Genomic DNA, 25,199 nt, shown 5'->3' on the forward strand with positions numbered 1-25,199 from the left:
GGCCCGAGTACAACCCAGCTCCCCGGGGTGCGCATCCGGCCGTATGCCGTTCGTGGCAGGACGGCACCCGGCCCTCACGGGACCGGCGCCGTCGCGTCAGCTCTCGGCCGAGGCCACGAACGTCCGGGCCGCCTTGTCGTGCCAGCACTGCCGCCACGGCCGGTCGAACAGGCACCACAGGACGTTCAGCACGCCCACCACGAGCACGCCCAGCACCCCGTACACCAGCCAGCGGCGCAGCGCCGCGCCCGCGCCGGGCGTGTCGTGCCCCTCGATGTCCAGCACGCGCACGCCGCACAGCCGCTTGCCGAGGGTGCGCCCCCACTTGGCGGTCGGCAGCGCCTCGTACAGCACACCGCCGACGAGCAGCACGGCCAGCACGATCGCCAGATACGTGCCGGTGGTGCCGTCGATGAGCCAGACCGTCACCGTCTCGCCGTTCTGCCGGGCCTGCTCGACCTTGGCGTCGATGTGCGCGACCGACTTGTTCCACAGCGGGACGGCGACCGTGGCCGTCACCCCGCCCAGCACGGCCGTGTCCAGCAGCCGGGCGACGAGCCGGCGGCCGAGCGACGCCGGGCGGCCCTGCGTCTGCGCCATGCCGGAGAAGGGGTCCTCGGCCGGCGGCTTCCACGGCGTGACCGGCTCGCCGGGCACGGGCTCCGGGCCCTGCTGGGCCAGCTCCTGCACCTGGCGGGCCCAGCCGCCCGGCTGCTGCCGGGCGGCCGGCACGGGCGCGGACTCCGGCCGCGGCACGGGCAGCGCCGCACCGGGCCGCGCCGACTGCTGCTGCGGGGCCTGGAGCTGGGGGGCCTGCTGCGGCGACTGCTGCTGCGGGAGGGCCGGCGCGGTGGCGGCCTGTACGGGCAGCGGCCCGGGGTCGGGCGCGGCGGGCGCCGACGGCAGGGGCGCGGGCGGGCCGCCGGGGGCGGCGCCGTGCGGCTTGGGGCGCAGGTGGAGGGTGCCCTGGCCGGGCGCTGCGGTCACGGGGCCGGCGGCCGGCCCGGTGTCACGGGTGCTGCGCGGGTCGCGGGGGTCGCGGGGGTCCTGGGCGGGGGCGCCGCCCCAGGAGACGCGGCGGTCGCGCTCGCCGCCGAAGCCCTCCTGCCGCCCGGTGTCGGCCTTCCAGGCCGTCGGCTCGTCGGCCGGCCGGGGTTCCTCGTCCAGGAACACCGGCCCGGTCTCCTCGGCGGTGCGGGGGTCCGCCGGCCGCTGCCCCGTACGGGGCGTGGGCGGCACGGGTGCGGCGAGCGCGGGCGCTGCCGCCGCGGCCACGGAGGCCGGCGGCGCGGGCATCGGCTCGCCCTCGGCGGGGGCGGGCCGGCTGGTGCCGGGTACCCAGGCGGTGCCGCTCCAGTAACGGATGTAGCCGGGAATCGACGGGTCGGGGTAGTACCCCTCGCCGGGCACGTTCTCAGGGCTGCTAGGAGACGTCACCGATGCCCCCAACTCCGTTCATGAACACCACGCTTGACCATTTTCCACCAGGGTCAACCAGTTTTGACCGCATTTGACTGTTCGACCGGTTCGACCGCGGGCTGCACGCCTCGCGCGTGCCACAGCCGCCCAGGGCCGCTTCCTGCGCGGGCCCTCGTGCGACATTAACGAAGACGGGAGCAGGACGAAGACGCAGCGCAAGCGAAAGACTGCCTTCGGGCGAAAAACTGCGACCGGAAAAAATTTCCGGCCGGTGGCGCGAAGTCGCGTCATAGTGCGTACCCGGCGCCCTCTCACCGGTGTGCGGCCGCCTCGGACGAGGCAGCCGCGCCACCAGAGAGACGCGAGGAGAGAGGGCGTACGTCATGCACAGCGTGGTGGAGAAGGACGTCGAGGTCCGGCTGGCGGTCTCGCGCGAGAACAGCGTCCCCGTGCCGGCCCGGCTGGTCTACCGTACGGACGACCCCTACGCCGTCCACATCACCTTCCATCTCGGCTCCGCCGCCCCCGTGACCTGGACGTTCGCCCGTGACCTGCTGATGGAGGGGGCGTTCCGGGCCAGTGGCGAGGGGGACGTGAGGGTGTTCCCGGGCAAGGAGGGGGGCCGCGCGGTGGTGTGCGTGCTGCTGTCGTCGCCCGACGGCAGCGCGCTGTTGCGGGTGCGGTCGGGCGAGGTCGGGGAGTGGCTGGAGCGGACGCTGCGCATCGTGCCGCCGGGGCGGGAGCGGGCGTGGCTGGGGCTGGAGCGCGGCCTGCGGGAGCTGCTGGCGTCGGGGGCGTGAGCGGGGGCTGGGCCGGGGGCGGGCGCGTGAGCGGGCGCGGGTGCGGGTGCGGGTCGGGCGACCCGTAGGGGCCGGGGAACCCGTAAGGGACCTACGGGCCCTACGGGTTCCCCCCTCCCCCGGCCGTCACTCCGCCGCCGGCAGGTCCAGGACCTTGCCCGGGTTGAGCAGGCCCAGCGGGTCGAGCACGGCCTTGATGCCGCGCTGGACCTCCAGGGCCACCGGCCCCGCCTCGCGCGCCAGCCACTCCTTCTTCAGCAGGCCCACCCCGTGCTCGCCGGTGATGGTGCCGCCCAGTTCCAGCCCCAGCGCCATGATGCGGTGGAAGGACTCCAGCGCCCGCCGCGACTCGTCCGGGTCGGCGGGGTCGAAGCAGACGACGGGGTGCGTGTTGCCGTCGCCCGCGTGGGCGACGACCCCGATGGTGAGGCCGTGTTCGCGGGCGATGGCGGCGGTGCCGTCGAGCATGGCGGCCAGCCGGGACCGCGGCACGCACACGTCGTCGATCATCGTCGCGGGCCGCAGCCGCTCCAGCGCCGGCAGGGACAGCCGGCGGGCCTGGAGCAGCAGGTCGGACTCGGCGGCGTCCTCGGCCGGTACGACCTGCGTGGCGCCGGCCGCCGCGCACAGTTCGCCGACGGCGGCCAGCGCGGGCGCCGGGTCGGGCGTGTCGAAGGCGGCGAGCAGCAGGGCCTCGGTGGTCTCCGGCAGCCCCATGCGGGCCATGGAGTTGACGGCCCGTACGGTCGTCGCGTCCATCAGCTCCAGCAGCGAGGGCGCGTGGCCGTCGGCCATGATGCGCCGCACCGCCTCGCAGGCCGCGGCCACGGACGGGAACTCGGCGGCCAGCGCCAGCTGCTGCGGCGGCGCCGGCTTGAGCGCGAGGACGGCGCGGACGACGATGCCGAGGGTGCCCTCGGAGCCGACGAAGAGGCGGGTGAGGTCGTAGCCGGCGACGCCCTTGGCGGTGCGCCGCCCGGTCGTCAGCAGCCGGCCGTCGGCGAGGACGACGTCGAGGCCGAGGACGTACTCGGCGGTGACGCCGTACTTGACGCAGCACAGGCCGCCGGAGGCCGTGCCGATGTTGCCGCCGATGGTGCACTGCTCCCAGCTGGACGGGTCCGGCGGGTAGTACAGGCCCTGCTCGGCGACGGCGCGGGACAGGACCGCGTTGACGACGCCCGGTTCGGCCACCGCGATGCGCTCGACGGGGTCGATCTCCAGGATGCGGTCCATCTTGACGAGCGAGAGCACGATGCAGCCGTCCGTGGCGTTGGCGGCGCCCGACAGACCGGTACGCGCCCCTTGCGGGACGACGGGGACGCGCAGCGCGGTGGCGGTGCGCATCACGTGCTGCACCTGCTCGGTGGTGCGGGGCAGGACGACGGCGGCGGGGCTGCCGGCGGGGCAGAAGCCGGCCATGTCCCGGGCGTAGGAGGCGGTGACGTCGGGGTCGGTGAGGACGGCTTCGGCGGGGAGCCCTTCGCGCAGCTGATCGATCAGATCACCCATGACCCCACCCTGCCATCACAGGGTGGGGAGGGGAAGATCGCCCGCCGACGGCCCGTACGGGTCGTCAGAGGTTGCCGCGCTTCTCCTGCTCGCGCTCGATGGCCTCGAAGAGCGCCTTGAAGTTGCCCTTGCCGAAGCCCATGGAGCCGTGCCGCTCGATCATCTCGAAGAAGACGGTCGGCCGGTCCTGGACGGGCTTGGTGAAGATCTGGAGCAGGTAGCCGTCCTCGTCGCGGTCGGCGAGGATCTTCAGCTCGCGCAGCGTCTCGACGGGCACCCGGGTCTCGCCCACCCACTCGCCGAGGGTGTCGTAGTACGAGTCGGGGGTGTCGAGGAACTGCACGCCGGCGGCGCGCATCGCCCGGACGCTCGCGACGATGTCGTTCGTGGCGAGGGCGACGTGCTGCACGCCGGGCCCGCCGTAGAACTCCAGGTACTCGTCGATCTGCGACTTCTTCTTGCCGACGGCCGGCTCGTTGAGCGGGAACTTCACCTTGCGGGTGCCGTCCGCGACGACCTTCGACATGAGCGCGGAGTACTCGGTGGCGATGTCGTCGCCCACGAACTCCTTCATGTTCGTGAAGCCCATGACCTTGTTGTAGAAGGTCACCCATTCGTTCATCCGGCCCAGTTCGACGTTGCCCACGCAGTGGTCGATGGCCTGGAAGTTGCGGCGCGCGAGCGGCTCGACGAGCGGCTCGGCGGCGACGTAGCCGGGCAGGTAGGGGCCGTCGTAGCCGGAGCGCTCGACGAGGGTGTGCCGGGTCCGGCCGTAGGTGGCGATGGCCGCGAGGACGACCGTGCCGTGCTCGTCCTTCACCTCGTGCGGCTCCTCCAGGCCCGTGGCGCCGTGCTCGACGGCGTACGCGTACGCCGCGCGCGCGTCCGGCACCTCGATGGCCAGGTCCACGACGCCGTCACCGTGCTCGGCCACGTGCTCGGCCAGGAAGCGGCCGTGCTCGCTCGTCGCCTTGATCACGGTGGTGAGGACGAAGCGGGCGCTGCCCGACTCCAGGACGTAACTCGCCGTCTCGCGGTTGCCGTTCTCCGGTCCGGAGTACGCGACGAGCCGCATGCCGAAGGCGGTCGAGTAGTAGTGGGCGGCCTGCTTGGCGTTGCCGACGGCGAAGACCACGGCATCCATCCCCTTGACCGGGAAGGGATCGGCCTGCCGCTCGGCGGAGAAGGTGTGTTCGGTGGTCTGAGTCATGGCCGCAGCGTCTCTCCGATCCACAAGGTGCGCAATACTTTGCGTTTTCGCTGGGCAATCTGCATAGCGGTGCGCAAGAACCATCGGGCGTTGTGTACAGGATGACCACGGGAGGCGGGCGACGGTGATCGATCGTTTGGACGGCAGGCTGATCGAGCTGCTGGCCGAGGAGCCGCGCATCGGTGTGCTGGAGGCGTCCCGCCGGCTCGGCGTGGCGCGCGGCACGGTCCAGGCACGGCTCGACCGGCTCCAGGCACAGGGCGTGATCCGCGGCTTCGGACCGGAGGTGGACCCGGCGGCGCTGGGCTATCCGGTGACCGCGTTCGCCACGCTGGAGATCAAGCAGGGCCAGGGCGCCGACGTGCGCAGCCACCTGTCGTCTGTGCCCGAGGTGCTGGAGCTGCACACGACCACCGGCCACGGCGACATGCTGTGCCGGCTGGTGGCCCGTTCGAACGCCGACCTCCAGCGGGTGATCGACAAGGTGGTGGCGTACGACGGGATCGTCCGGGCCTCGACGGCGATCGTGATGGAGAACCCGGTGCCGCTGCGCATCATCCCGCTGGTGAAGCAGGCGTCGGAGGACTAGGCGGGGCGGGCGGCGTACGGGGATACGGTGGTGTGTCCGGAATGCGGAACGAAACGCGGAACTACATGCGGGACGACTTGCGGGACGAGAGAGGTGGCCGGGTGGCGGGGACGGCGGCGGGGCAGGGGCCTGGGCCGGGTGAGCTGATCGAGGTGTTCAAGGCCCTCGGCAACCCCGCCCGGCTGCAGATCATGCAGTGGCTGAAGGACCCCGAGACGCACTTCGCCGCGTACGAGCCGATCGCGGACCGCCGGACGGTCGGGGTGTGCGTCACGCACATCCAGGCGAAGTCGGGGCTCGCCCAGTCGACCGTCTCCAGCTACATGAGCACCCTGGAACGGGCCGGGCTGGTACGGCCCACCCGGGTGGGCAAGTGGACCCACTACCGGCGTGACGAGGAGCGGCTGGCGGAGGTGGCGCGGGCGATCGGCACGGAGGTCTAAATCCCATTGACGCATCGCAATATGTCGATACGCTCGCGTCATGCCGACACTCCCCCGCGCCCTGATCGTGCACGCCCACCCCGAGCCGCTCTCATTCAGCACCGCGCAGATGACCACCGCGGCGCAGGCCCTGCGGGACGCCGGGTACCAGGTCGACGTCCTCGACCTCTACGGCCTCCACGCCGAGGGCTGGGGCCCGGTCCTCGGGCGTGACGACTTCCCGCCCGTGGAAGGCCACTTCAAGCCGCAGGCCGAGCAGATGCGCGCGGTCAAGGAGGGGACGCTGGACGCGACCGTCCGGGCCCACCTCGACCGGCTGCTCGCCGCGGACCTGCTCGTGCTGTCGTTCCCGCTGTGGTGGTTCTCGCTGCCCGCCGTCCTCAAGGGCTGGATCGACCGGGTCTTCGTGATGGGCGGGGTCTTCGGCGGCGACCACGGCACCTTCGGCGACGGCGCGCTCGCCGGGAAGCGGGCCATGCTGCTGGTCACGACCGGCGGGTCCGGAGAGGCGTTCCAGCCGGGCGGCGCGGTCGGGCCGATGGACGACTTCCTCTTCCATATCCACCGCGGCATGTTCGAGTTCGTCGGCTACGAGGTCCTCGAACCCGTCATCACCTACGGGCCGGCCCGGATGACCGACGACGAGCGGACGACGGCGCTGGAGACGGTGCGGGAATCGGTCGGGGTCAGGGTCAGGGCCGGGGCAGGGTACGAGGCCGGGGCCGCCTAGAGGGCTGCCTAGGGGCCACCCGGAGCGCCACCCGGAGGCCGCCTAGGACGAGCAGCTGGGCACCGGCCGGCCCGCGGACAGGTCCTTGAGGGCGCCGACCGCCCCCTTGAGGTTCGTCACCGGGATCAGCCGGAGGCCCTTGGGCAGTTCGCCCGTCGCGTCCGAGCACTCCTCCTTCGGCACGAGGAAGACGGTCGCCCCGTCCCGGTGCGCCGCCTGCATCTTGAGCGACACACCACCGACGGGCCCCACCGTGCCGTCCGGTTCGATCGTGCCCGTTCCGGCGATGGTCCTGCCGCCCGTCAGGTCGCCGCCGCGGCCGTCGCCGTCCAGCTTGTCGACGATGCCGAGCGCGAACAGCAGGCCGGCGCTGGGCCCGCCGATGTCGGCCAGGCGCAGCCCGACCTTGACGTCGCCGGGCGAGCGGTGCAGGAGGGCGAGCGCGGCCTGGGTGGCGGCGTCCTGCGACTTCTTCATGTCGGAGAGGTTGTGCTGCTCGATCTCCTGGTCGGACTTGCCCGCCGGGTAGACGGCGTCGTGCGGCATGACCGCGCGGTCGGTGCGGAACCAGCCGGAGACCACGTCGGCGAGCCGGACCTCGACATCGGGGCCGGTGGCCCCGATGGCGGTCATGCGCAGCTGACCGCTGGTGCCGCGGGTCGGCGTCCCCTGGATGGTGATCACCGGCTGTCCCTTGTCCACGCCCAGGACGTTCACGGTCGCGCTGGGCTGCGCGATCGTGAACGGCAGCGGCGCCAGGACGGCGACGGCGAGCAGAGCGACGACGGGCGCGGCGCAGACGGCGAGCGTACGCAGCCGGCGGCGGGCGGCGCGGGCGCCGGAGGCGTCGGGTGCGGGGGCGGAGGCGTCGGAGGGCGCGGCAGGCATGCGTCGAATCTAGTTCACGCCGGCCGCGCGACCGTGCTCCGGGGGCGTGCGCGCAGTCGGGCGCGCCGAGCCCCGCCCCCGTACCGTCACCCCTCCCCGTCAGCGGAGGGCGTCCGCGACCTCCTTCGCCGCTTCCATCACGCGCGGGCCGACCCGTTCCGGGACCGTGTCCGACAGCAGCACCACGCCGACGCTGCCCTCGATGCCGGTCACGCCGAGGAGCGGCGCGGCCGCACCGCTGGCGCCGGCCTCCAGTTCGCCGTGCGTGAGCGCGTACCCCGGCTGGTCCACCTCGCCGCGCCGGGCGGCGAGGATGGCCCGGCCGGCCGCGCCGCGGTCCAGGGGGTGACGGAACCCGGCGCGGTAGGCCACGTGGTAGTCGGTCCAGCTCGGTTCGACAACGGCGACGGCCAGCGCCTCCGCGCCGTCGACCAGCGTGAGGTGTGCGGTGGCGCCGACGTCCTCCGCCAGGGAGCGCAGCGCCGGCAGCGCCGCCTCCCGTACCAGGGGGTGCACCTGCCGGCCGAGCCGCAGCACGCCCAGGCCCACGCGGGCGCGGCCGCCGATGTCGCGCCGTACGAGTGCGTGCTGCTCGAGCGTGGCCAGCAGACGGTAGACGACCGTGCGGTTGACGCCGAGGCGGAGCGACAGCTCCGTGACGGTCAGGCCGTGGTCGCTGTCGGCGAGCAGTTTGAGGACGCGCAGTCCTCTGTCGAGCGTCTGCGAGGTCTCCGCGGTCACGACGCCCCTCCTCCGATGAGTGGCGGCCCTCGTCGCGGTGGGGTTGCGCCGCCGGTCCCGTCCGGCAGCGCGCGAGAAGAGGCCGCCGGCCGTTAGACGCATGATCCGGCTGCGCTCCGCGGCGCCGCTGCCACGGGGCGTGTGCGTGACCGGCACCGTAACGCCGCCGGTCCGCTCAGCGAAAGAGTCTGCCCACAATCCGGTCACCGCGAACCGCCGCGCGCCGGGCGCGCGGCGTCAACGGCGCTGTCACCGGCGCCGTCATCGCATGCGGGTGGCCCACTCCCGGACCTTCTTGATGCGCTCCTGCAGCTGACCCGCCGTCGCCTCGGCGCTCGGCGGGCCGCCGCACACCCGGCGCAGCTCCGTGTGGACGACACCGTGCGGCTTGCCGCTCTGGTGCACGTACGCGCCGACCAGGCTGTTGAGCTCCTTGCGCAGCTCCATCAGCTCCTTGTGCGTCACCACCGGGCGCCGCTCGGCAGGCAGTTCCAGCAGGTCGGCCTCCGTGTCGGGCTTGCGGCGGCTGTGCGCGATCTGCCGGGCCTGGCGCTTCTGGAGCAGCAACTGCACCTGGTCGGGCTCCAGCAGGCCGGGGATGCCGAGGTAGTCCTGCTCCTCCTCGCTGCCCGGGTGCGCCTGCATGCCGAACTCGGCGCTGTTGTACAGCACCCGGTCGAACACGGCGTCCGAGCCGAGCGCCTCGAAGGGCAGCATGTCCTGCTCGCCCGTGTCCTCGTCCTGCTGCTTCTCCGCCTCGGCGAGGAGCTTCTCCTCCTCCGCGTACGGGTTCTCCTCCTCGCCCTCCTTCGTGGGCTTGTCCAGGACGTGGTCGCGCTCCACCTCCATCTCGTTGGCGAAGCTCAGCAGCGTCGGGATGGTGGGGAGGAAGACGGACGCGGTCTCGCCGCGCCGGCGGGACCGCACGAAACGGCCGACGGCCTGCGCGAAGAACAGCGGCGTCGAGATCGTCGTGGCGTACACGCCGACCGCCAGGCGCGGCACGTCCACGCCCTCGGACACCATGCGGACGGCGACCATCCAGCGGTCGTCGGACTGGGAGAAGTCGTCGATGCGCTGCGAGGCGCCGGCGTCGTCGGAGAGGACGAGCGTGGCACCCTCGCCGGTGATCTCACGGATCAGCTTGGCGTACGCACGGGCCGACTCCTGGTCGGACGCGATGACGAGCGCACCCGCGTCGGGGATGCTCTTGCGGACCTCGCTGAGACGGCGGTCGGCGGCGCGCAGCACGTTGGGCATCCAGTCGCCGCGCGGGTCCAGGGCCGTGCGCCACGCCTGCGAGACGGCGTCCTTGGTCATCGGCTCGCCGAGGCGGGCCTCCAGCTCGTCGCCCGCCTTGGTGCGCCAGCGCATGTTGCCGCTGTAGGAGAGGAAGATGACGGGCCGCACGACGCCGTCGTTGAGGGCGTTGCCGTAGCCGTAGGTGTAGTCGGCGGCCGAGCGGCGGATGCCGTCCGAGCCCTCCTCGTACGTCACGAAGGGGATGGGGTTGGTGTCGGAACGGAACGGCGTACCGGTCAGGCAGAGACGGCGGGTGGCCGGCTCGAACGCCTCCAGACAGGCCTCGCCCCAGGACTTGGAGTCACCGGCGTGGTGGATCTCGTCGAGGATGACGAGCGTCTTGCGCTGCTCGCACCGGTTGCGGTGCAGCATGGGCCGCACGCCCACGCCGGCGTAGGTGACGGCCACGCCGTGGTACTCGCGGCCGAGAGGCCCGGCGCTGTACTCGGGATCCAGCTTGATACCTATGCGCGCGGCCGCCTCCGCCCACTGCTTCTTCAGGTGCTCGGTCGGGGCGACGACGGCCACCTGCTGCACGACGTGGTGGTGCAGCAGCCAGGAGGCGAGGGTGAGCGCGAAGGTGGTCTTTCCGGCGCCGGGGGTCGCCACGGCGAGGAAGTCACGCGGCTGGGTCTGCAGGTACTTCCCCATCGCGCCTTCCTGCCAGGCACGCAGCTTGTTGGCCGTACCCCAGGGGGCGCGGTTGGGGAAGGCGGGCGAGAGGTGGTGATGGGCGGCGGTGGTAGTCACGGTCTCCGTCGGCGGTCGGCTCTCGGCGGTCGGCTGGTCGGTTGCGGGCGGGCTTCCGGCTGGTCGTCGTCGGTCGGTCGCTGGTCGGTTACTGGTCGGCTGCGGGCGGGCTTCCGGCTGGTCGGTCGCTGGTCGGTCGCCGGCGGGCTTCCGGCTGGTCGTCCTGGTCGGCCTGGTCGTTCCGGCTGTCGCCGGCCGGCTTCCGGCCGCCGGCGGCGGTTCCGCCGACCGCGTCGTCCGGCAACCTGCCGGCCCGGCAGGAGCCGCCCGGCACGGCGAGCGGGAACCGCGTCAGCCTACCTGCGCCCCGGCCCCCCTCCGGGTGAGACCTGCGGCCCTCACCCGAGGGTGGGACGGACGTCACATACCCGGCTCGGGCCCCACCCCGACCCTGTGGGTGGGGAGCGGTACGGGGGGTGGGGGCGATGCGCTGGGGGGTGTGCGGGGCGGGCCCCGGAGGGCCCGGTGGCGGGGCGCCGCGGGGACCCGTACGGGTTCCGTAGGGCGCTCGGGGTGAGGACGGGGGTGTGGGCGGCCCCGGGGGTCCCGTACGGGTCGGGTCGGGGACCCGGAGGGGGCGCGACGGATCCGGACGGGCCCGGGGCGCGGCGCCGCTCGGTCCCGTACGGGCCCTACGGCGCTAGACGACGGAGCCGGGGCAGGGCTGCGGGCCGCCCCCGGATCCCGTACGGGTCGCCGACAACCGCGAGGGGCCACGACGGATCCCTTACGGGCCCTAAGGGCGTGTCCGGCGGATCTTCGTCACGCGCTACCACGGCGCCCCGTAGGGGCGCGGGGAACTGCGCGACAAGCCACGACGCGCCCGCGGCCGGCCCCGGGGTGGCGTGGCAGCTGCGGGCCGTCGGTGGCCGATCGCGCCCACGCGGCGGAGCCGCAGACCGACACCGCCCCGCGTCCCTATGGGGCACTGCATGATCCGCCGGACACGCCCTGGGGCGCACGACGACCGAGTCGGGCCGGGGCCGCCGGCCACCCCGGCATTCCGTACGGGTCAGCGGCAACCCGGAAGGGCCGCGACGGGTCCCCTACGGGCCCGGCGGCACGGCACCGGGGGCTCCGAGGCCGGCCCGCCCGTGTCCGGACCACCCGTAGGGGTGCGGGGAGCCCCGATGCGGTCGCCGCCCGCATCCCTACCCGTACGGCCCGGCGGCGCAGCCCCGGTGCGGCCGCGCCCGTACGGGACCGTGACCGTACGCGGCCAGCAGCCGGGCCCCGCCTGGGTTACGCCCCGCGGGCCGGGCCCTGGTCCCGCGAGGCCGCCGGCGGCGGCTTCAGGCGGGTGGCGACGTACGCGCCCGCCAGGGCCGACGCCGTTGCCAGGGCGTAGACCGCGAGGAACGCGCGCGGCGGGGCCGCCGCGTCCGTGGCGCCCGGGGCCGCCGACGCGCCGCCCGCCGCGACGAACAGCACGCCCGCCAGGCCCACCAGCATGATGCTGCCCAGCGCGTCGGACACCTGGAGCGAAGCGGAGTTCGCGCCCTCCTCGCCCGGCCGGGACAGCTTCAGCAGCAGCACCGCGCCACCGGAGATCGTCAGGCCCATGCCGTAGCCGCCGATCACCCACGCGACCGCCACCGTCCACGCCGGCACGGCCTGCGCCAGGACCGCCGGGGCCAGCGCCACGCCGAGCGCGATGAACAGCATGCCCGCGGCCACCAGCCGCTCCCGGTGCGGTTCCAGCCGGGCGCGGCTCTGGGTGTACGAGCCGAGGGCCCAGGTCAGGCCGCCGCCCGTGAGGCTGAGGCCGGCCAGCGTGGGCGTCAGGCCGCGCTCGGTCACGAGCATCAGCGTCACGAACGTCTCGGCGGCCAGGAACGACCCCTGCGCCAGGCCGCGCAGCAGCACCACCGCCGGCAGGCCGCGCCCCGCCAGGAACGTACGGCGGGGCAGCAGCCGCAGCACGCACGGCACCAGCAGCGCCAGCCCGGCCGCGGCCGGCAGCAGCGAGAGCGGCGTGATGTCCTGGCCGGCGTACTGGAGCAGGCCCGCGCCCACGGCGACGGCCAGCGCCAGCACGATGCGACGCCCGTCGAGCGCCTTCGCGCCGTCCGTACCGTCCGCACCGCCCATCCCGTCCGTACCGCCGGCAGGCGGCAGCTTGCGCAGCGCCGGCAGCATGACGACGAGCGGCGGCACGATCAGGACGGGGATGGCCAGGAACACCCAGCGCCAGCCGATCGTTTCGGTGACGGTTCCGGCGGCCAGCGGGCCGACGATCACCGGGACGACCCAGGCGGCGGAGAACGACGCGAGGACCTTGGGCCGCAGTCGTTCGGGGTAGGCCCGGCCCACGACGACGTACAGCGCGACGATCACGAGCCCGGCGCCGATGCCCTGCACGCCCCGGCCGGCCACGAACATCCACATGGCGCCGGCCGAGCCGGCCGTCACCAGGCCCGCCCCGAAGGCGGCGATGCCGGTGAAGAGGGGCGCGAGCGGACCGCTGCGGTCGCACCACTCGCCGGAGAGCACCATGGCGAAGAGGCTGGCGGTGAAGAACGCCGAGTAGGCGAAGGCGTAGAGGCCGATGCCGTCCAGGGCGCGGGCCGCGACCGGCATGGCGGTGGTGACGGCGCTCGCCTCGAACGCGACGAGGGAGACGACGGTGATGATGCCGAGGGTGAGGGCGCGGTGGCGGCGGCCGAGGACGCCGTCGGCGTCCCCGGCCTGTTGCACGGGCGCGATGGACGGGACGTCCGGGGATATGTGCTGGTCAGTGGGGGTATCGGCCATGACTGTCAGCGTAGGGGCGGGTGGGGCGGGGGCACCCCTGTCGGACGACCGGAATGGCATGGTCCATAGGGCCTAGGCCGGAGGGCCGCACATGCTTGCCGACGTGCCCACGCGCCCACGTGCGTACGCCCCCCGCGCGCCCACGCGCCTACGTGGTCAGCAGCACACCCGCGTACGACACGCCCGCGATCACCACCCACGAGCACAGCCCCAGCGCCGCGACGCGCCCGCCGGTGCGGACGAGCGTGGGCAGGTGCACGGCGCTGCCGAGACCGAACAAGGCCGCGGCGAGCAGCAGCTCCTGGGCCTCGCGGGCGCCGTCGAGGGCGGCGGTGGGCAGCACGCCAGTGGTGCGTACGACGACCATGGCGAGGAAGCCGACGACGAAGAGCGGCAGCAGCGGCGGACGCTTGCCGGCCGCAGCGCCCTCCCCGGCTCCCGCTCCGGCTCCCGCTGCGTCCGCGCGGCGCCGGTTGCGTACGGCCAGGGCGACGGCGGCCACCAGGGGCGCGAGGAGCGCCACGCGCATCAACTTGACGAGAACCGCCTCGCCGAGCGCCGCGGGCCCGGCGGTCTGGGCAGTGGCCACGACCTGGCCGACGTCGTGCACGCCCGCCCCGACCCAGCGGCCGAACTGCGCGTCGTCGAGCCCGAGGGGCTGGTGCAGCAGCGGCAGCACGGCGATGGCGAGGGTGCCGCAGAGCGTGACGAGGGCGACGGAGGTGGCGACGTCCTCCTCGTCGCTGCCCGACGCCTCGCTGACGGCGCCGATGGCGGAGGCGCCGCAGATGGAGTAGCCGGTGGCGATGAGGAGGGGCTGGTCGCCGCGCAGGCCGAGGCGGCGGCCGAGCCAGAGCGTGCCGAAGAAGGTTGCGACGACGACGGCGAGCACCATGAGGACGGTCGCCCAGCCGAGGCCGAGGACGTCGTCGAGGCTGAGTTTGAGGCCGAGGAGGACGACGCCGAGGCGCATCAGGCGCTTGCCGGCCAGCGTGAGGCCGGGCCGGGCGGTGCCGCGGACGCGGTGCCGCAGCCACGGCAGGTGGGCGGCGGTGATGCCGAGGACGACGGCCGCCGTGAGCATGGGGACGGCGGGCAGCAGCAGGTGGACGGCCTCGGCGACGGCGACGCCGCAGGCGGCGAGGGCGAGGCCGGGCAGGCTGCGGGGGAGGCCCGGGATGCGGCGGGGGGTGGCGGGGGTGGCGGCGGGTGCGGGCCGCGGGGAGGTCGTACCGGCGGCCCGCCCGTTGTTCTCGGTGAGGGTCATCGCTCGTCGGTGGGCAGCTCGTAGACGCGGCGGACGCTCGACCCGAGGCGGGAGACGTCGGCGCCGTAGATGTGGACGGAGATGGCGGTGGACGAGCAGGCGTTGCGGACGCGATGGATGTCGCCGGGCGGGGCGAAGCCGCAGACGTCGCCCTGATGGTTGACGACGTCCTCGGTGGCGACGAGGCGGGCGGTGGCGCCGTCGGGTACGAGGCGGTAGCGCCGCTCGCTCTCGGTGCCCTGGTGGACGCCGGTGACGCACCACGAGACGTGGTCGTGGATGCGGGTCTGCTGGCCGGGCAGCCAGACGAGGGCCACGATCGAGAAGCTGCCGTCGTGCTCGGCGTGCAGGAGGTGCTGCCGGTAGCGGTCCGGGTCGCCCTCGCACTGCTCGGGGGTGAGCAGGCCGGGGGCGCCGAGGTGGGGCGCGAGGCGCTCGCCGACGAGGTACGCCGTGGTGTCGGGCGGCAGGCCGCGGCCGACGACGTCCCGTACGTCGGCGACGAGTTGCGCGATCCGGTCGGTCGTACGGGCGGCCGTGGGGGCGGTCGGGGGAATGGTGCCGGGGGGCGCGGTGGGCGGGGTCATGGGTGCAGGGTCGGCCGCGCGGTTCCATGGCGTCCAACGACAGTTTGTTGCCGCAAGGTGAAGCCGTGCTTATGGGTTGCCCCTACGGATTCCGGTCAGCAGCCGACGCGCTGTGCGGCGGCCGCGCGCAGCTCGTCCAGGACGAGGGCGGTGGCGGGGACCCGTAGGTGCTCGCGGAGCACGTAGGCCGAGACCTGGCGGCGGCAGGCGGGGTCCAGCGCCCGGCCGGTGATCTTGTCGTGGCGGAGGAACGACAGGACGAGGCCCGGCATCATCGCCACGCCCAGGCCGGCGGCGACGAGGGACTGCACGACCAGGTTGTCGTCGGTGGTGAAGGCGATGTCGGGTGCGAATCCCTGCTCGGCGCACTCGTGCAGGAAGTTGGTGCGGCAGCGCAGGCAGCCGGCTATCCAGCGGGCGTCGGCGAGGTCGGTGAGCTTCACGGCGCGGCGGCGGGCGAGCGGGTGCCCTATGGGCAGCAGGACGGTGAGCTGATCCTCCATCAGGGGGATCTCGACGAGCTCGTCGGGGACGTGTTCGTGCAGGCCGGGGTAGGTGAAGGCGAGGGTGATGTCGCACTCGCCGCGCACCAGCCGCCCGAGCGAGTCGGGCGGCTCGCCCTCCTGGAGCTCAACCCGTACGCCGGGGTGGTCGGCGGCCAGCCGGGCCAGGGCCTCGGGCATGAGGGTCGCGCCCGCGCTGGGGAACGCGCAGACGCGCACCCGTCCGGCGCGCAGCCGCGTCAGAGCGCTCATTTGCTGCTGCGCATCATTGAGGCTGGCCAGGATGATCTCGGCGTGCCGGGCGAGGGCCTCGCCGGCCTCGGTGAGCCGCATCCGGCGGCCGGCCCGGGTGAACAGCGGACTGCCGACGACGCGCTCGAGCGCCTTCATCTGCTGGGTGATCGCGGGCTGGGTGTAGCCGAGGGCACGGGCGGCGGCGGTGTATGACCCCGCCGTGACGACCGCGTGGAAGGTCCTGATGTGCCGGGAGTCGAACACGCCCAAATCATAAGCGGAATTTGGGGAAGACCGACGATCACCACGGATCGGGTTTGGATCTAACGGCATCAGCGGAATCAGGGGGCCGGAGCAGCCAGGCCGGAGATCCCCACAGGGAACATTTCCGGCATGGTGGGTATATGCCTCACTACACCTCGTACGACGCGGCGGAACTGCACTACCGGGTGCTGGGCGACGAACGGCCCGGCCCCGCGGCCCCACCGCTGGTCTGCCTGGCCGGCGGCCCCGGCCGGGACGCGGCGTACCTGGGCGACCTGGGCGGCCTGGCGGCGCTCCGCCCGCTGGTGATCCCGGACAGCCGCGGTACGGGCGCGTCACCGCCGGCCCGCGACCCGGCCGCGTACGCCTTCCCGGCGCTGGCCGACGACCTGGAGTCGCTCCGCGACCACCTGGGCCTGGACCGCTTCGCGCTGCTGGCGCACGACGCGGCCTGCGCCACGGCCCAGGCGTACGCGGCGGCCCACGGCGAGTACCTCACGCACCTGGTGCTCGTCACCCCGGGCTCACGCCTCCAGGGCGAACTGCCCACGGACGCCGAGGACATCTTCGAACAACGGGCCACGGAGGAGTGGTGGCCCGACGCATACGTGGCCGTGCACTCCCTGCCCGCCGCCACCGACCTGGCCGAGATCCGCTCCCTCCTGCTCCGCGCAGCCCCCATGGCCTACGCCCGCTGGAACACCCCCCAACGCACCCACGCCGCCACCGAACCCCACCAACTCAACCCCCTCCCCCGCGCCGGCTTCTGGCCCCCCACCGACGAACCCTCCCGCCTGACCATCCTCCGCCGCCTCCGCGAGACCCGCTGCCCGGTCCTGGTCATCACGGGCGACCACGACGCCATCACGGGCACACGCGCAGGCAAGGCAGTGGCAGCCTCCTTCCCCCGCGCAACACTCCGCGCCCTGCACGGGGTGGGCCACTACCCATGGGTCGACGAACCGGAGATGTTCCGCGGTTTGGTGGAGGACTTCCTCCACACACCGGGACCGACACACCCGGCTGCGTGAACGGGCTGTTGCGGTCACGTGGCGGGGCGCGCGGAGAGCTTGAGCAGGGAGAAGGGCCACTCCTATGGTCAAGGAGCCACAACACACGGCCGTGTGCCCGAGTGGCTCAGGGACTCGCCTGCAAAGCGAGTAACGCGGGTTCGATTCCCGCCACGGCCTCTGACCGCGTGACCAGCTGAGCGATGGCCAGATCAGTACTGATCAATCTTATTTCCCTCGGGGACACGGAAGCACGCGGACGTGAGGTGCACCCGAATTCCCGACGGGTTATATTTGCGGCTGGACGGGGACCCTGGGGCAGACCTCCTCGCATCGATGAAGGTAATATTTACCGAGAACTGACGCCGAGTCGAATTTGCGGTCAGCTCCAGGTATCTGGCACCGGTGTTCCCGGGACCGAATTCCACCACCTTCCAGCCACGCCTTGGAAGGTCATCCTTGAGTCTCTGCATGGAACGTTCCATGTCCTGCTCAGAAACTCCCCACACCGACCAGGGGTGAAAGACCTTGTACAAAACCTCGGGATCCTGGTCGCACGGGGAAACACCAGGGCCAGACTTGCTGACTTGGCCTTGCAAGCCAAGAGCATCATATATCTCGCTCGAAAGCTCCTTGGCCTGGCCCTTCGCGATGTCGATCTCCTGGACCCGAGGAGTGTAGTCAAGACTCTTACTGTTGCCCATTGCCGCACATCCAGAAATCAAGAAGACAGAACCAGAAAAGGCAAGCGCAGCCCATCGAGCCGCCCGCGCACACATCGCCGCTTTAAGGCTAGTCACGCTTCACCTGCTCATACCTACCGGTCACCACTGCCGCCTGGTTCTCCAGACTTACAGATCCGTCGTCCCAGTAGCCTCCATGGTCCTTAGCCGTGGTCTGCATGATATTTGCCCCGAACGCCCGGTCCGAGGGTACGTTCTGCGTCAGCCAATCGGTCACTGGCGTAGTAACGTCCCAACTGCCGAGACGTGTATTACCTCCGAGGAACGCTATCTTTCCACCGACGGTCACCTGATCGTTCCACACTGAAGCAGCCTCCGACCAGACATGCCCCTTCGGAGCATCCAGCTCGTTCGCATGTCCGACGAGCATGCCAGGACTGGCCACAGAGACAATATCGTCCGCCCCCAGGCCGCGATCCATCGACGTGGCACCCACAACAGTGGTTCCATAACTGTGGCCGATTACAGTCGTATGGCTTGCGTCAGGGCCACCTTGGACAGTCTGGACGCCGTCGAGGAATTGCTTCAGGGTCGGGGCGGCTTTGTGCGCATAGGAATCCGATGCGGCTTCCGGGAGCAGGTCACCGTTATGGGTGGGATAGGCAGACTGCGGCGCGTCGTACCCGATCCAGGTGATCGTCGACACCGAGGGTTCTCCCGGCATGGTCGCAGCAACTCGCCAAAGGCCGGTCATCCTTCTGATGTCACCATCCACTTTGCCGAGCTTGGCCGTGGTCCCTGGGACATAGACTGCCGTATGTTCTGCCGTATCCGGATTCCCGTTTGCTATGACGGCGTGACCACGCTTCTTGGTATCAAAGTCCAGAAGGTAAGCGTCCGGCAAGCCCTCTTCGCCGGTCCGGTCGAACCGCTGCTGAATGGCATCGATCCCGAGCAGCTTTTCCTTGAGAGCATTACGCCGCTCCTCCCATTTCAGCCAAGCAGCAGTCGGGTCCTTTGCGCCGGTGGGTAGCCCAGTTGCATTATTGTATCTCGGCTGATAATGCACCGGCTCTTTTTTGTCCAGATCGCGAATCTGCTCCTCCAGGTCAACACGCGCCCCAGCAAGCACCACACGATTGGCCTGGTCGCGAACGCCGGAGGGAAGCCCGTCCATCTTGCCGATGATCTCAGGATGAACAGCCAAATATTCTTCCTGCTTCTCCTGGCTCAGCCTGTCCCACCATTCAGCATTCTCCTTAGGAGTCCTTCCCTTCGGTATACCCTCCTCATTGAAATGCTTCCCAGCAGCGGTTTGAACGCCTCTCTGATCTCGGGCGACATCCGACCAGTCGGTGTTCTTCAGATTCCCGTCGGTCTTGAGCGCGGCGACCGCTCTAGCGTACCGGCCATCGATCTCGGCTGCCTCTTTGAGTGCCGTACCGATGCGCTCGGCCAGCACTTGAGCTTTGGCCTCGTTCGGGTCCGCCGACTTGATCAGAGGCGGGGAACCTGTCGACCTGGCCGGTTTAGGGAGCAAGGGGGAAGGAGTCGATGCGCTGCGGGGGTACTCGACCGACCCGTCTTCCTTCACAGTGAAGTTGAGCTTGTGGGCGTCTTCAAGAGCCTGTTTCAGGTTACGTTGAGGAACGGCCAATTCCTCAGCCAACCCTTGAAGCAGTGTGCGGATCATTCCACACTCAACGTGAATGTACTGGTAGTTGTCACTGAGCAGGCCGAGTTTTTCGAGCGCGGCTTTGGCCCCTTCCCCCTGCTGAGTGGCGGCCAACCTTCCCCGCACCCCTTGGTCGACGAAGTCCCGCGCACCGCCGGCATAATTGCTCACCGCACTCCACGCCTTGCCTGCGTCGGTGAGTTTGGCGATGTCGAGGCCGACGAGATCTTCCATCTTCACGACTGTTAGTCTGCCCGCTTCGCCGTGCGGGAGGCCGGTTGGGAGTAATGATCGATCTTCGACCGCATCCCCTCGAACGACTTTTTAACACGCGCGTCGTTTCCCGAGAAGCTGATGCCAGCCTTCTGCAAGGTAGCGCCGAGTTCCTTGCACTCGTTACGGACAGCCTTGAGACGCGACTCCCAGCCATCCATGATGCCTTTCAGCGCCGCAGCGCTGGCCAGGCCCTTGGTTCCCTTGCCGAAGTCCTCGTGCCCGTGGCTGAGGTCGCCGAGCGCGGCGTCCATTCCGTGTGACAGCTCTTCCGCTATGCCGGAGGCTGTCGTCCAAGGCTGGACACTGGCCTTGTGAGTACCAGAGGCGCCACCCTCGGCCGGCCCTGCGGATGCCAGGGTCATCCGTGAGTCGGCCGGAAGGGGTCGTATGTGGGCATCAGTCATCAACAGACCTCATAATGAAGGAAGTAGGGCGATTACTGAAAGCGCGTCTTGCGACGGCGCCTAAGGAGCGCGGCAGCTGAGATGCCAGTGATCACTGCGGCGACGACCGCTGCCGCCAGGATGTTGCGTGTGCTGAGGAGCGAGTTCTGCTCCTTGGTGTTGGCCGCAGTCGCCGCCTGGGCGGGGATCTCCGTCTGCGAGGGCTTGGGCTTGGGTGCCAGCTCCGGCAGGGGGCTCGCGTCAGGCGGGCCGGGGTCGCCCGGGTTGGCCAGGGCATGGGAGGGGCGGACGATGCCGAAGCCGATCGAGTCGCTGCGCTTGATGCCGCTCTTGGGATGACCCGCGGTGTTGATGAGGACGCGGAGGACCTGGTTCGCGGTCCAGTCAGGGTGGGCGGACCAGACGAGGGCGGCGGAGGCGGAGGCGATGGCGGTTGCGTCACTGGTGCCACTGGTACGGCAGACGCCGGTCCCGCCCCTGCACGTTGTCACTATCTCGTCTCCGGGAGCCGCCAAGGCGAGTTGGGGTCCTCGATTCGAATCATCGAGTGCCCTCCCCGTCTTGCCCACCGCTCCCACAGCAACAACCCCTGGGTAAGCAGCCGGGTAGGCAACGAGGTGATCGGAGCTGTCGTTACCGGCACCCGCAAAGATCAGCTTCCCCCTGCGGAGCGCATACTCGACAGCTTCTGCGTCCTGCCAGGTCTGACTCATGCCGCCCAAAGAGATGTTGATGATCTCGGCCTCGGAATCGGCAGCGTCCCTGATGGCCTGGCTCAGGGACGCTCTTCCACCCTGACTCGTGATGGGAGCCTCGCCTGTCGTGACGTGGAAGGGCTTGATTTTCACGCCCGGCGCAAGACCGAACGTGCCCGTGCCTCCGTAGCTTTTTCCCGTGCCGGCAATAATCAGGGCCATGTGCGTGCCGTGGCCATCGGCGTCTGTCAGCCCCCCTCCGTCGGCATCCGCATAATCCTTGCCGGGCACTACTTGTCCGACCAGATCAGGCATCTCGGCGTCCACTCCGGTGTCCACCACAGCGACCGTGACGCCCGCCCCTGTGCTCTTGGCCCATACGCCCTCGGCATGCATGGCGTCCAGGTACCACTGCCGTTCCCGGACCGTTTCGGCCTGGGCCGGAGCCGCTGAGGTTCCGAGGACACAGAGCGCGGCCAGGCCCAATGCCACGGATCGCCGGGTACCGTGGACGAACACTGCGCTGCGACGCATAACTCCAACTTTCTCGGCGGTTACTCGATGACAGGCGGGATAGTGCGGCGCCGGCTCTGCGACCAGGTCTCCTCGTCCTCCTTGGCATAGCCAGGACGACTTCCGCCTCGCCGCTGGCCGACGCGGCCTGTATTCGGCTCGGAAGCGCCCCGTACCAGGCCTGTTCCACCTGGCGTGAAGGCGCCACCCTCCGAAGCCGCACGTCGACCAGGGCGGCCCCCCACCACGCCTCCGGGCTCGGACGTCAGACGACGGCTCCCTCCAGCAGCGCCACCGGAGCGTCCGGCGGCTCCGCCTGCTGCCATGCCAGGCACTGGGCCGAAGCCCATGCCCGGCTGTCCGGTTCCACGCGGGGAGGGTTCCGCGCCGAACGCAGCTCCCCTCGGGGACTGCTGTGAGGAGGCCCGACCCGGCATGGGCCCCGTTGCCCTACCCCCGATCACGCCTGTATTCGGCACCCTGGGTACTCCGGTTGCTCCGCTGCCTCCACGCCCGGGAAGCCCAGGCGTGGCTCCCGGCCCGCGCCCCGTCGGGCCCGGGGGCGGAACCACTACCCGCCCTTCCGGCCCGGTCGGTACTCGGCGCGGAACATCCCCAAGACGGCCCATCGGCGTACGCGGATCACTCGAAGGCATAGGGGGGAGGTGCGGAACATTCGGCACCACCGGCCCTGGGCGGTGAGGTACATCATGGGTACCGCTGTCGGTGGGCGGACGGTGAGGCAGTCCCGGCCGACTGTCATGCGACGGAGTCGGCACAGTCGGGGGCATCTTCACACCATCGACGTCCACTCGGTCGTGCGAGGGGCCCGTGCTGTGTGTTCCTTGCCCCACACGGCCGGGCACGAAATAGCCACCACTGCCCATCGTCCCCGGCGCGACACCGGAGCCTCCGAAACCACCACTGCCCTGGGGCTGGGCGCTTGCTCCACCAGCACTGCCGCCCGCCCCTGGGACGAATTCCCTCCTCGCATCAATGCCCGCAACAGGTGGCATTGGCCGAAACGTAGGCCGCTGCGCCGACTCGATCTGGCGCGCCGACCACACGTACGCGCCCGCCAGCTTCTTCAGCTGCTGTGCCGTCTGGCGTTGCGCCTCGAGCAACCGTTGCTGGGCCTGGAACGCCTGCAGTTGGGTCGGGACGGCGGAAGCCGAAGGATTGACGGGCGTGAAGCGGAGATCCTGCTCGTAGAGCGGCAGAGGCACCCTGCCCGTCTTCATGTTGTGCTGCGCGCGGTAGGTCTCCAGGGTCTTGCGGTCGTCCGCCGATACCGGTGGCAGCGCGGATTTCACCGACGCCAGGGTCGTCGTAGCGTGGTCGACCCAGTTTCCTGCGGTAGACGTCAGCTCCGAGAGCCGAAGAGTCGCGTTCGCCATGTCGGCGCACCATTCACGGAACGCGGTGCCGCCGTCACCGCGCCAGTCCACCTTGTCGGCATGGGTCTTCAGTCCGTTGCCGACCTTCTTGATGGCTTCTGCCGCGTCCTTCAAGCCCTTCACCAGGTGCTGGGCCTTCTCGGTGTCCGCGTGCTCCACCATCCCGCGCAGCTGGTCGAGCGACATGTTGTCGAAATTCGTCCACGCAGCGAGCCCTATTCCGGGGCGGACGATGACCGGGCCGGGCGTCGCCATCGGTGCTACGAGGGGCTTGTCGGGAGACGTCCCAGGTGCCGGGTCCAGAGGGCCCCTGGCGAAGGCCAGGTCAGGTGAGTACAGAAAGCGTGGGTCGTTCGGGCGCGTCGTCATCCGAGGTCCGCCTCGTGATTGTCGGGGTTCGAGCCCTTCTTCCCGTCCTTAGCGGCCTTCTTCGCCTTCTCCGCCTCGCGCGCCTCCTGCTGGGCGTGCTCCGCCGCCTTCTTGTTCGGGTCGAGCTTCGGGTTGTAGTGCTCGCGGGTGCGCTTCTCGATTTCGAGCAGACGTTTACGCAGGTCCTCGTCCACGTTGGCGTAGCCGACCTCCGCCGCCAGGACGGCTGTCTGCAGGGCCTCGATCTGGTCCTGCATGAGCTGGGAAAGGGTCTTCAGCTGGCCGTGGACCTCGTTGTAGACGGTGTAGAACGCCTGGACCTCGTCGAAATTGCTGCCGAAGACGGCACCGCCCAGCTTGTGGTCGTCCATGCGGCCGGGGGCCCCGCTGGATTCCTTCAGCCCTGAGAGGATGCGTTCCACCTCGCCCCGGAACGTCTGCAGCTGCTCCAGCTCCGCCTTCAGGTCCACCCTGTCCGCCCCGCCCCCTGCGTCGCGCCCGTACTGTCTGGTCGCTACACCTTACTGACAGCACGTGACACATCGCCTGAGTGCGGATACTCAGATACCCAGGTACTCAGCTTCGTGCTCAGCGCCTGAACAGCACGCCACTCCACGTCCCACCCGTTCCGCACATCGGACCCCGCTTGCAGGTCCACTCGTTCGTGGACCTGCCCCCGGCCGTAGGAGGCCGATGCTCATGAAGCGTCCCGTCACGGCTTCCGTGCTCGCTGGCTGCGACGGCGGGTCACCAGCACGGCGGCCGTGGCGCCGGCGGCGAATGCCGCCACGGCTGCCGCCGTCAGGACGTTGCGGGTGCTGAGGAGTGAGTGTTGCTGCTCCTTCGAGGCTGCCGTAGTGGCGGTCTTTGCCGGGGCGACCGTTGGCGAGGGGGTCGGCTTCGGGGCCCGTTCCGGTAGGGGGCTGACGTCCGGCGGGCCCGGGTCGCCGGGGTTTTGCAGGGCGCGGTACGGGCGGACGATGCCGTAGCCGATCGCCGTCGTGCGCTTGTCGCCGCTCTTGGCTGCGCCGGCGGTGTTGATGAGGACGCGGAGGACCTGGTTCGCGGTCCAGTCGGGGTGGGCGGACCAGACGAGGGCGGCGGAGGCGGAGGCGATGGCGGTTGCGTCGCTGGTGCCGTGGCTGCGGCAGACGCCGGTGCCGCCCTTGCAGGTCATCACCATGTTGTCCCCCGGGGCCCCCAGGGCGACTTCAGGTCCTTGGTTGGACTCCTTCGTCACCTTGCCCGACTCGTCCACCGCGCCCACGGCGACGACGCCGGGGTACGCGGCCGGGTAGTCGACGGCGTCGTCCATCCCGTCGTTCCCCGTGGCGGCGAACAGCAACTTGCCCTTGCTGAGCGCGTACTCGACCGCTTCCGCCTCCTGGCGAATACGGCTCATGCCTCCGACCGAGAGGTTGATGATTTTCGCGTCGGAGTCGGCAGCGTCCCGGATGGCACGGCTGACCACGGCGTTCCCGTTCCGCCGGCTGATCGCCTCCCCGCCCTGCACCACGTGGAAGGGCCTGATCCTGGCTCCGGGAGCCAAGCCGTACCCCCCGGTGCCACCGTCGCTCTTGCCGGTGCCCGCGATGAGCACGGCCATCCGCGTTCCGTGGCCGTCGGGGTCCGACTGGACCCCGCCGTCCGGGTCGCCGTAGTCCTTGCCGGGAACCACCTGTCCGGCCAGATCAGGGAGCTGGGCATCCACCCCGGTGTCCACCACAGCGACCGTGATGCCCGCTCCCGTGCTCATGGCCCAGATCTCCTCGGCACCCATGGCATCCAGGTGCCACTGCCGCTTCCGGACCGTCTCGGCGTGGGCGGGAGCCGCGGAGATCCCGAGCACGCAGAACGCGGCCAGACCCAGTGCCACGGATCGCCGGGTGATTCGGGCGAACGCTGCGCTGCGCTGCATAGCTTCAACTTCCTCGGCGGTTACTCGATGACGGGCGGGACGGTGCGGCGTTGGTTCGGCGACCAGGTCTCCTCGTCCTCCCTGGCTCGACGCCGACCGGTACGGCCTCCCTTCGGTTCTGCCGCACCGCGGACCAGTCCCGTTCCGCCTGGCGTGAAGGCGCCACCCTCGGAGGCAGGCCGCTGACCAGGGCGTCCGCCCACCACACCGCCGGGTTCGGACGTGAGACGGCGGCCCCCTCCCGCGGCGCCGCCGGCCCGTCCACC

20 protein-coding genes and 1 tRNA gene are annotated in these 25,199 nt (G+C 71.0%); 6 read left to right on the forward strand and 15 right to left on the reverse strand.

Annotated features, from left to right (window positions below; all coding sequences use genetic code 11):
- Window positions 1-96: 96 nt before the first annotated feature.
- Window positions 97-1,410 carry an RDD family protein gene (locus IE305_RS09090; protein WP_229890705.1) on the reverse strand — a complete coding sequence of 438 codons (1,314 nt, stop codon included), beginning with the start codon at window positions 1,408-1,410 and terminating at the stop codon, window positions 97-99.
- Window positions 1,411-1,802: 392 nt separating this feature from the next.
- Between IE305_RS09090 and IE305_RS09095 the strand changes: the two genes are divergently transcribed.
- Window positions 1,803-2,219, forward strand: a complete 417-nt coding sequence (locus IE305_RS09095; protein WP_190128911.1) for an SsgA family sporulation/cell division regulator — start codon at window positions 1,803-1,805, stop codon at window positions 2,217-2,219.
- A 126-nt stretch (window positions 2,220-2,345) separates the two neighbouring features.
- Here IE305_RS09095 and IE305_RS09100 read toward each other — a convergent pair whose 3' ends face one another.
- Complete coding sequence (locus IE305_RS09100; protein ID WP_190128912.1) at window positions 2,346-3,731, reverse strand: FAD-binding oxidoreductase; 1,386 nt, start codon at window positions 3,729-3,731, stop codon at window positions 2,346-2,348.
- A 64-nt stretch (window positions 3,732-3,795) separates the two neighbouring features.
- Window positions 3,796-4,941: a 4-hydroxyphenylpyruvate dioxygenase gene (gene hppD / locus IE305_RS09105; protein ID WP_190128913.1), complete on the reverse strand. Its 1,146-nt coding sequence runs from the start codon at window positions 4,939-4,941 to the stop codon at window positions 3,796-3,798.
- A gap of 124 nt (window positions 4,942-5,065) precedes the next feature.
- Between hppD and IE305_RS09110 the strand changes: the two genes are divergently transcribed.
- The 3 genes from IE305_RS09110 (at window position 5,066) to IE305_RS09120 (ending at window position 6,703) form a co-directional block, all read left to right on the forward strand.
- Window positions 5,066-5,530, forward strand: coding sequence for an Lrp/AsnC family transcriptional regulator (locus IE305_RS09110; RefSeq protein ID WP_190128914.1), 465 nt, complete (start codon window positions 5,066-5,068; stop codon window positions 5,528-5,530).
- A 65-nt stretch (window positions 5,531-5,595) separates the two neighbouring features.
- A complete protein-coding gene (locus IE305_RS09115) occupies window positions 5,596-5,973 on the forward strand; it encodes an ArsR/SmtB family transcription factor (RefSeq protein ID WP_373311549.1) in 378 nt (125 codons plus the stop codon).
- Between the two features lie 40 nt (window positions 5,974-6,013).
- A complete protein-coding gene (locus tag IE305_RS09120) occupies window positions 6,014-6,703 on the forward strand; it encodes an NAD(P)H-dependent oxidoreductase (protein ID WP_190128915.1) in 690 nt (229 codons plus the stop codon).
- Between the two features lie 42 nt (window positions 6,704-6,745).
- On the opposite strand, the gene IE305_RS09125 is transcribed toward IE305_RS09120, so the two are convergent.
- The 7 genes from IE305_RS09125 to IE305_RS09155 all read right to left on the reverse strand — a co-directional run bounded on the left by IE305_RS09125 (window position 6,746) and on the right by IE305_RS09155 (window position 15,993).
- Window positions 6,746-7,591 carry a S16 family serine protease gene (locus IE305_RS09125; RefSeq protein ID WP_190128916.1) on the reverse strand — a complete coding sequence of 282 codons (846 nt, stop codon included), beginning with the start codon at window positions 7,589-7,591 and terminating at the stop codon, window positions 6,746-6,748.
- Window positions 7,592-7,690: 99 nt separating this feature from the next.
- Window positions 7,691-8,332 (reverse strand): IclR family transcriptional regulator, encoded by a 642-nt coding sequence (locus tag IE305_RS09130; RefSeq protein ID WP_190128917.1) that lies wholly within the window; start codon window positions 8,330-8,332, stop codon window positions 7,691-7,693.
- A gap of 261 nt (window positions 8,333-8,593) precedes the next feature.
- Complete coding sequence (locus IE305_RS09135; RefSeq protein ID WP_190128918.1) at window positions 8,594-10,384, reverse strand: DEAD/DEAH box helicase; 1,791 nt, start codon at window positions 10,382-10,384, stop codon at window positions 8,594-8,596.
- Window positions 10,385-11,626: 1,242 nt separating this feature from the next.
- Window positions 11,627-13,138, reverse strand: a complete 1,512-nt coding sequence (locus tag IE305_RS09140) for an MFS transporter (protein ID WP_190128919.1) — start codon at window positions 13,136-13,138, stop codon at window positions 11,627-11,629.
- 148 nt (window positions 13,139-13,286) lie between these two features.
- A complete protein-coding gene (locus IE305_RS09145; RefSeq protein WP_190128920.1) occupies window positions 13,287-14,405 on the reverse strand; it encodes a YeiH family protein in 1,119 nt (372 codons plus the stop codon).
- Window positions 14,402-14,992 (reverse strand): cysteine dioxygenase family protein, encoded by a 591-nt coding sequence (locus IE305_RS09150; protein WP_190128921.1) that lies wholly within the window; start codon window positions 14,990-14,992, stop codon window positions 14,402-14,404. The genes IE305_RS09145 and IE305_RS09150 overlap by 4 nt, the downstream gene beginning before the upstream one ends.
- 95 nt (window positions 14,993-15,087) lie before the next feature.
- Window positions 15,088-15,993 carry a LysR family transcriptional regulator gene (locus IE305_RS09155; protein WP_190128922.1) on the reverse strand — a complete coding sequence of 302 codons (906 nt, stop codon included), beginning with the start codon at window positions 15,991-15,993 and terminating at the stop codon, window positions 15,088-15,090.
- A 140-nt stretch (window positions 15,994-16,133) separates the two neighbouring features.
- Between IE305_RS09155 and IE305_RS09160 the strand changes: the two genes are divergently transcribed.
- Both IE305_RS09160 and IE305_RS09165 read left to right on the forward strand, forming a co-directional pair.
- Complete coding sequence (locus IE305_RS09160) at window positions 16,134-17,024, forward strand: alpha/beta fold hydrolase (RefSeq protein WP_190128923.1); 891 nt, start codon at window positions 16,134-16,136, stop codon at window positions 17,022-17,024.
- Between the two features lie 87 nt (window positions 17,025-17,111).
- Window positions 17,112-17,183: transfer RNA gene (locus IE305_RS09165), tRNA-Cys, on the forward strand.
- Window positions 17,184-17,795: 612 nt separating this feature from the next.
- On the opposite strand, the gene IE305_RS09170 is transcribed toward IE305_RS09165, so the two are convergent.
- From IE305_RS09170 to mycP (IE305_RS09190), 5 genes are all read right to left on the reverse strand, one after another.
- A complete protein-coding gene (locus tag IE305_RS09170) occupies window positions 17,796-19,595 on the reverse strand; it encodes an alpha/beta hydrolase (RefSeq protein WP_229890755.1) in 1,800 nt (599 codons plus the stop codon).
- Window positions 19,596-19,606: 11 nt separating this feature from the next.
- Complete coding sequence (locus IE305_RS09175) at window positions 19,607-19,888, reverse strand: hypothetical protein (protein WP_190128925.1); 282 nt, start codon at window positions 19,886-19,888, stop codon at window positions 19,607-19,609.
- A 185-nt stretch (window positions 19,889-20,073) separates the two neighbouring features.
- Entirely contained in the window at window positions 20,074-21,228 is a 1,155-nt protein-coding gene (mycP, locus tag IE305_RS09180; RefSeq protein ID WP_229890709.1) for a type VII secretion-associated serine protease mycosin, read from the reverse strand.
- Between the two features lie 1,783 nt (window positions 21,229-23,011).
- Window positions 23,012-23,485, reverse strand: coding sequence for a DUF2563 family protein (locus IE305_RS09185; RefSeq protein ID WP_190128927.1), 474 nt, complete (start codon window positions 23,483-23,485; stop codon window positions 23,012-23,014).
- 242 nt (window positions 23,486-23,727) lie between these two features.
- The gene (mycP, locus tag IE305_RS09190; protein WP_190128928.1) at window positions 23,728-24,933 is read right to left on the reverse strand and encodes a type VII secretion-associated serine protease mycosin; all 1,206 of its coding nucleotides are present in this window, start codon (window positions 24,931-24,933) and stop codon (window positions 23,728-23,730) included.
- Window positions 24,934-25,199: the final 266 nt, after the last annotated feature.

The organism is Streptomyces mashuensis (assembly GCF_014654785.1).
Classification (GTDB): Bacteria; Actinomycetota; Actinomycetes; order Streptomycetales; family Streptomycetaceae; genus Streptomyces; species Streptomyces mashuensis.

Coding starts and splice junctions, on each gene's coding strand:
- IE305_RS09095 (WP_190128911.1), top strand. CDS start 1,803: ATGCACAGCGTGGTGGAGAAGGACGTCGAGGTCCGGCTGGCGGTCTCG.
- IE305_RS09100 (WP_190128912.1), bottom strand. CDS start 3,731: ATGGGTGATCTGATCGATCAGCTGCGCGAAGGGCTCCCCGCCGAAGCC.
- hppD (WP_190128913.1), bottom strand. CDS start 4,941: ATGACTCAGACCACCGAACACACCTTCTCCGCCGAGCGGCAGGCCGAT.
- IE305_RS09115 (WP_373311549.1), top strand. CDS start 5,596: ATGCGGGACGACTTGCGGGACGAGAGAGGTGGCCGGGTGGCGGGGACG.
- IE305_RS09120 (WP_190128915.1), top strand. CDS start 6,014: ATGCCGACACTCCCCCGCGCCCTGATCGTGCACGCCCACCCCGAGCCG.
- IE305_RS09125 (WP_190128916.1), bottom strand. CDS start 7,591: ATGCCTGCCGCGCCCTCCGACGCCTCCGCCCCCGCACCCGACGCCTCC.
- IE305_RS09140 (WP_190128919.1), bottom strand. CDS start 13,138: ATGGCCGATACCCCCACTGACCAGCACATATCCCCGGACGTCCCGTCC.
- IE305_RS09145 (WP_190128920.1), bottom strand. CDS start 14,405: ATGACCCTCACCGAGAACAACGGGCGGGCCGCCGGTACGACCTCCCCG.
- IE305_RS09150 (WP_190128921.1), bottom strand. CDS start 14,992: ATGACCCCGCCCACCGCGCCCCCCGGCACCATTCCCCCGACCGCCCCC.
- IE305_RS09160 (WP_190128923.1), top strand. CDS start 16,134: ATGCCTCACTACACCTCGTACGACGCGGCGGAACTGCACTACCGGGTG.
- IE305_RS09170 (WP_229890755.1), bottom strand. CDS start 19,595: ATGGAAGATCTCGTCGGCCTCGACATCGCCAAACTCACCGACGCAGGC.
- IE305_RS09175 (WP_190128925.1), bottom strand. CDS start 19,888: ATGGACGCCGCGCTCGGCGACCTCAGCCACGGGCACGAGGACTTCGGC.
- mycP (WP_190128928.1), bottom strand. CDS start 24,933: ATGCAGCGCAGCGCAGCGTTCGCCCGAATCACCCGGCGATCCGTGGCA.